This window comes from Pseudomonas sp. (assembly GCF_041601375.1).
In the GTDB taxonomy this organism is placed as follows: Bacteria; Pseudomonadota; Gammaproteobacteria; order Pseudomonadales; family Pseudomonadaceae; genus Aquipseudomonas.
This window is the reverse complement of the sequence record NZ_JBFIIG010000269.1, coordinates 1-4,207: the sequence shown is the minus strand read 5'-3', so window position 1 is coordinate 4,207 and position 4,207 is coordinate 1. Positions and strand designations below refer to the sequence as shown.

The 4,207-nt window shown below is 67.1% G+C and carries 4 protein-coding genes; all 4 read left to right on the top strand.

Annotated elements, in window-relative coordinates:
• On the top strand, positions 1-561 hold a 561-nt coding region (locus ABZE94_RS20755), incomplete at its 5' end, for a carbohydrate ABC transporter permease (protein WP_372878022.1).
• Positions 561-1,403, top strand: a complete 843-nt coding sequence (locus tag ABZE94_RS20750) for a carbohydrate ABC transporter permease (protein ID WP_372878020.1) — start codon at positions 561-563, stop codon at positions 1,401-1,403. The genes ABZE94_RS20755 and ABZE94_RS20750, both read left to right, overlap by 1 nt.
• Before the next feature lie 25 nt (positions 1,404-1,428).
• A complete protein-coding gene (locus ABZE94_RS20745; RefSeq protein ID WP_372878018.1) occupies positions 1,429-2,562 on the top strand; it encodes an ABC transporter ATP-binding protein in 1,134 nt (377 codons plus the stop codon).
• 29 nt (positions 2,563-2,591) lie between these two features.
• On the top strand, positions 2,592-4,073 hold the full coding sequence (locus ABZE94_RS20740) for a glycoside hydrolase family 32 protein (RefSeq protein WP_372878016.1): 1,482 nt from the start codon (positions 2,592-2,594) through the stop codon (positions 4,071-4,073).
• The last annotated feature ends 134 nt before the right edge of the window (positions 4,074-4,207 follow it).

Sequence of the window (4,207 nt, the reverse complement as noted above, 5' to 3'; positions counted from 1 at the left end):
ATGATCCTGATCCCCTGGGCGATTCCCACCATCGTCTCGGCGAAGATCTGGGCCTGGATGCTCAACGACCAGTTCGGCATCATCAATCACCTGATGCTCGGCCTCGGCCTGATCGACGCGCCCCTGGCCTGGACCGCCGATGCCGGCCTGTCGATGTGGGCGGTGATCATGGTCGATGTGTGGAAGACCGTGCCCTTCGTCGCGCTGCTGATGCTGGCCGCGTTACAGATGTTGCCGGGCGATTGCTACGAGGCGGCCCGGGTCGACGGCGTGCACCCGCTCAAGGTGTTCTGGCGGGTCACCCTGCCGCTGTTGATGCCGGCGCTGCTGGTGGCGGCGATCTTCCGCATCCTCGACTCGCTGCGGGTATTCGACGTCATCTATGTGCTGACCTCGAACTCCTCCTCGACCATGAGCATGTCGATCTACGCCCGCCAGCAATTGGTGGAATTCCAGGATGTCGGCTACGGCAGCGCCGCCTCGACCCTGCTGTTCCTGATAGTCGCGGTGATCGCCGTGCTCTACCTCTACCTCGGCCGCCGGCAAATGGAGGTGCGCTGATGAACCTGCGCCTACTGAAAAAAGCATTACTGCGCCTGGGCTTCTGCGGCGCGATCGGGGTACTGCTGCTGTACGCGGTATTCCCCTTCTACTACGCCGTGCTGACCTCGCTGAAACCCTCCAGCGCCTTGTTCCAGGTGAGCTACTGGCTCGATAAGCCGGACTTCTCCAATTACGCCACGGTGCTGCAGCAGGCGTCGTTCCTGCAGGCCATCGGCAACTCGGTGTTCGTCGCCTTCTGCGTGGTGGCGCTGGCGCTGTTCCTCAGCCTGACCGCCGCCTACGCCCTGGGCCGGGTCAAGTTCCGCGGCCGCGCTACGGTACTGCTGCTGGTGCTGGGCGTGTCGATGTTCCCCCAGGTCGCGGTGCTCTCCGGGCTGTTCGAGGTGATCCGCGCCCTCGGTCTGTACAACAGCGCCTGGGCGCTGATCCTCAGCTACACCATCTTCACCCTGCCGTTCACCGTCTGGGTGCTGACCACCTTTATCGGGCAGCTGCCCGGCGAGCTGGAAGAAGCCGCGATCATGGACGGCGCCTCGCCCTGGGTGGCGCTGACCCGGGTGCTGCTGCCGCTGCTCTGGCCGGCGCTGGTGACCACCGGCCTGCTGGCGTTCATCGCCGCCTGGAACGAGTTCCTCTTCGCCCTGACCTTCACCCTGACCGACCAGGAGCGCACGGTGCCAGTGGCGATCGCGCTGATTTCCGGCGGCAGCCAGCACGAGCTGCCCTGGGGCCTGCTGATGGCCGCCTCGGTAATAGTCACAGTGCCCCTGGTGCTGCTGGTGCTGGTGTTCCAGCGCCGCATCGTGTCCGGCCTCACCACCGGCGCGCTCAAGGGCTGACCCCACAAGAATAAGGAATCACAGCATGAGCAAGTTGCAACTCGACAACGTGAACAAGCAACTGGGCGGCCTGCGCATCCTGCGCGACATCAGCCTGGAGATCGCCAGCGGCGAATTCGTGGTGTTCGTCGGCCCCTCGGGCTGCGGCAAGTCGACCCTGCTGCGGCTGATCGCCGGGCTCGAGTCGATCTGCGCCGGCGACCTGCTGATCGACGGGCGCCGGGTCAACGACCTGGAGCCGCGCGAGCGCGGGGTCGGCATGGTGTTCCAGTCCTATGCGCTGTACCCGCACATGAGCGTCTACGACAACATCGGCTTCGGCCTCAAGCTGGCCAAGACCGAGAAACGCAGCCTGCGCGAGCGGGTGCTGGAAACCGCACGGGTGCTGCAGCTGGACAAGCTGTTGCAGCGCAAGCCCAAGGAGCTTTCCGGCGGCCAGCGCCAGCGCGTGGCCATGGGCCGGGCAATGGCCCGCGAGCCGGACATCCTGCTGTTCGACGAGCCGCTGTCCAACCTCGACGCGGCCCTGCGCGTGCAGATGCGCAACGAGATCGCCCGGCTGCACGCCAGCCTGGGCACCACCATGATCTACGTGACCCACGATCAGGTGGAAGCGATGACCCTGGCCGACAAGATAGTCGTGCTCAATGCCGGGCGCATCGAACAGGTCGGCTCGCCGCGCGAGCTCTACGAGCGGCCGGTGAGCCGTTTCGTCGCCGGCTTTCTCGGCTCGCCGCGGATGAACTTCCTGTCGGCGCGCCTGCTCACCCCCGGCCCGCACAGCGCGATCGAGACGCCGGCCCTCGGTCGCCTGGCGACCCTGCCCTTCGACAGCAGCGCGCTGGCGGCCGACAGCCAACTGACCCTGGGTATCCGCCCTGAGCACCTGACCCTGCAGAAGGCGCAAGGCGACGCCGGCTTGCGCGTGGTCGGCGTCGAGTACCTGGGCTGCGAAACCTATGTGCACCTCGATGTTGGCGAGGACGAGCCGCTGATCTGCCGCTGCGCGGCGACTGCCGAATGGCGCCACGGCGACCGCGTCGAACTGCACCCGGAGTTCGCCGGCCTGCATCTGTTCGATGCCGACGGCAACTGCCTGCCGCGCCAACCCACGTCCGATGCCGCCACCCTGCACGCCCTCGCCCAGGGCTACGCATGAGCCACTTGATGAACCCACCGAGCACTTGCATGCCTGTTTTCCTCGACCTCGCTCAGCGCCCGCCGAGCGAGGGCAGCGCCCCCCTCACGCCCGAATATCGGCCCGGCTACCATCTCGCCCCCAAAACCGGCTGGATGAACGACCCGAACGGCGTGGTGTACTTCCGCGGCGAATACCATGTGTTCTATCAGCACCACCCCTTCGATCCGAGCTGGGGGCCGATGTACTGGGGGCACGCCAAGAGCCGCGACCTGGTGCATTGGCAGCACCTGCCCATCGCCCTGGAACCGGGCGACGAATTCGACCGGCACGGCTGCTTCTCCGGCAGCGCGGTGGTCTGCGGCGACAGCCTGGCGCTGCTTTACACCGGACATACCTGGCTGGGCGCGGTGGGCGACGAGCGCAGCATCCGCCAGGTCCAGTGCCTGGCCACCAGCGACGACGGCGTGCATTTCGCCAAGCACGGGGTGGTTATCGAGGCCGCGCCGGATGCCGCGATCATGCATTTTCGCGACCCCAAGGTCTGGCGCGAAGGCGAGTACTGGTACCTGATCGCCGGCGCGCGCCTGGGCGACGTGCCACTGCTACCGCTGTACCGCTCCAGCGACCTGCGCACTTGGGAGTTCCTCGCCTATGCCAGCCGCGGCGGCGAGGGCGACGGCTATATGTGGGAATGCCCGGACCTGTTCCGCCTGGACGGCCAGGACGTGCTGCTGTATTCCCCCCAGGGCATGCAGCCCGAAGGTTTCGAGCGGCTGAACAAGTTCCAGACCGGCTACCGGGTCGGCCAGCTCGACAGCGACTGGCGCTTCACTGGCGGGCCCTTTATCGAACTGGATAACGGCCACGATTTCTACGCCGCGCAGACCCTGCTGGCCGCCGACGGCCGGCGCCTGCTCTGGGCCTGGCTGGACATGTGGGACAGCCCGATGCCGAGCAAGGCCCAACACTGGTGCGGCATGCTCGGTGTGCCGCGCGAACTGCAACTGCATGGGGACCGCCTGCACAGTTACCCCGCGCGCGAACTGGCGGCGCTACGGCAAGCCCCCTTGTTGGCGGACGGCGCGCTCTGCTGGGACGGCTCGGGCAGCCAGCCGCTTGCCGGGTTGAGCGGCGACCGGCTGGAACTCGAGCTGCAACTGGATGTGGCCGACTGCCGCGACGGGCGCCTGGGCATTGCCTTGCGCTGCAGCGCCGATGGCCAGGAACAGACCCTGCTCTACTACGACGCGCAGCTGCAGCGCCTGGTGCTCGACCGCAGCCGCTCGGGCGCAGGAGTCGACGGTCAGCGCAGCGTGGCGCTGGCGCCCGCCCGGGAACCCCTACGGCTGCGGGTGTTTCTCGACCGCTCCTCCATCGAGGTGTTCGCCGCAGACGGCAGCTTCAGCCTCAGCAGCCGCATCTATCCGCAGCCGGACAGCCTCGGGCTGAAGCTGTTCGGCGCCGGCAGCGGGCGGGTGGCGATTCACCAGGCCTGGCACCTGGCCTCGGGCTGGGTGGAGAGCCTGTGAACAAACCCGCGCCGGCGGCCGCCTCCGGCTGCCCATCGCGGCAGGCGGCGGCGCTGTGGCATGATTCGCGACTCACCCTGCCTGGTTGGTTTGCATGACTTCAGTAAAAGACGTTGCACGGCTAGCCGGCGTGT

What these genes read in the sequence shown, in the direction of transcription:
- ABZE94_RS20750 (WP_372878020.1), top strand. Translation starts at nt 561, where the DNA reads ATGAACCTGCGCCTACTGAAAAAAGCATTACTGCGCCTGGGCTTCTGC.
- ABZE94_RS20745 (WP_372878018.1), top strand. Translation starts at nt 1,429, where the DNA reads ATGAGCAAGTTGCAACTCGACAACGTGAACAAGCAACTGGGCGGCCTG.
- ABZE94_RS20740 (WP_372878016.1), top strand. Translation starts at nt 2,592, where the DNA reads ATGCCTGTTTTCCTCGACCTCGCTCAGCGCCCGCCGAGCGAGGGCAGC.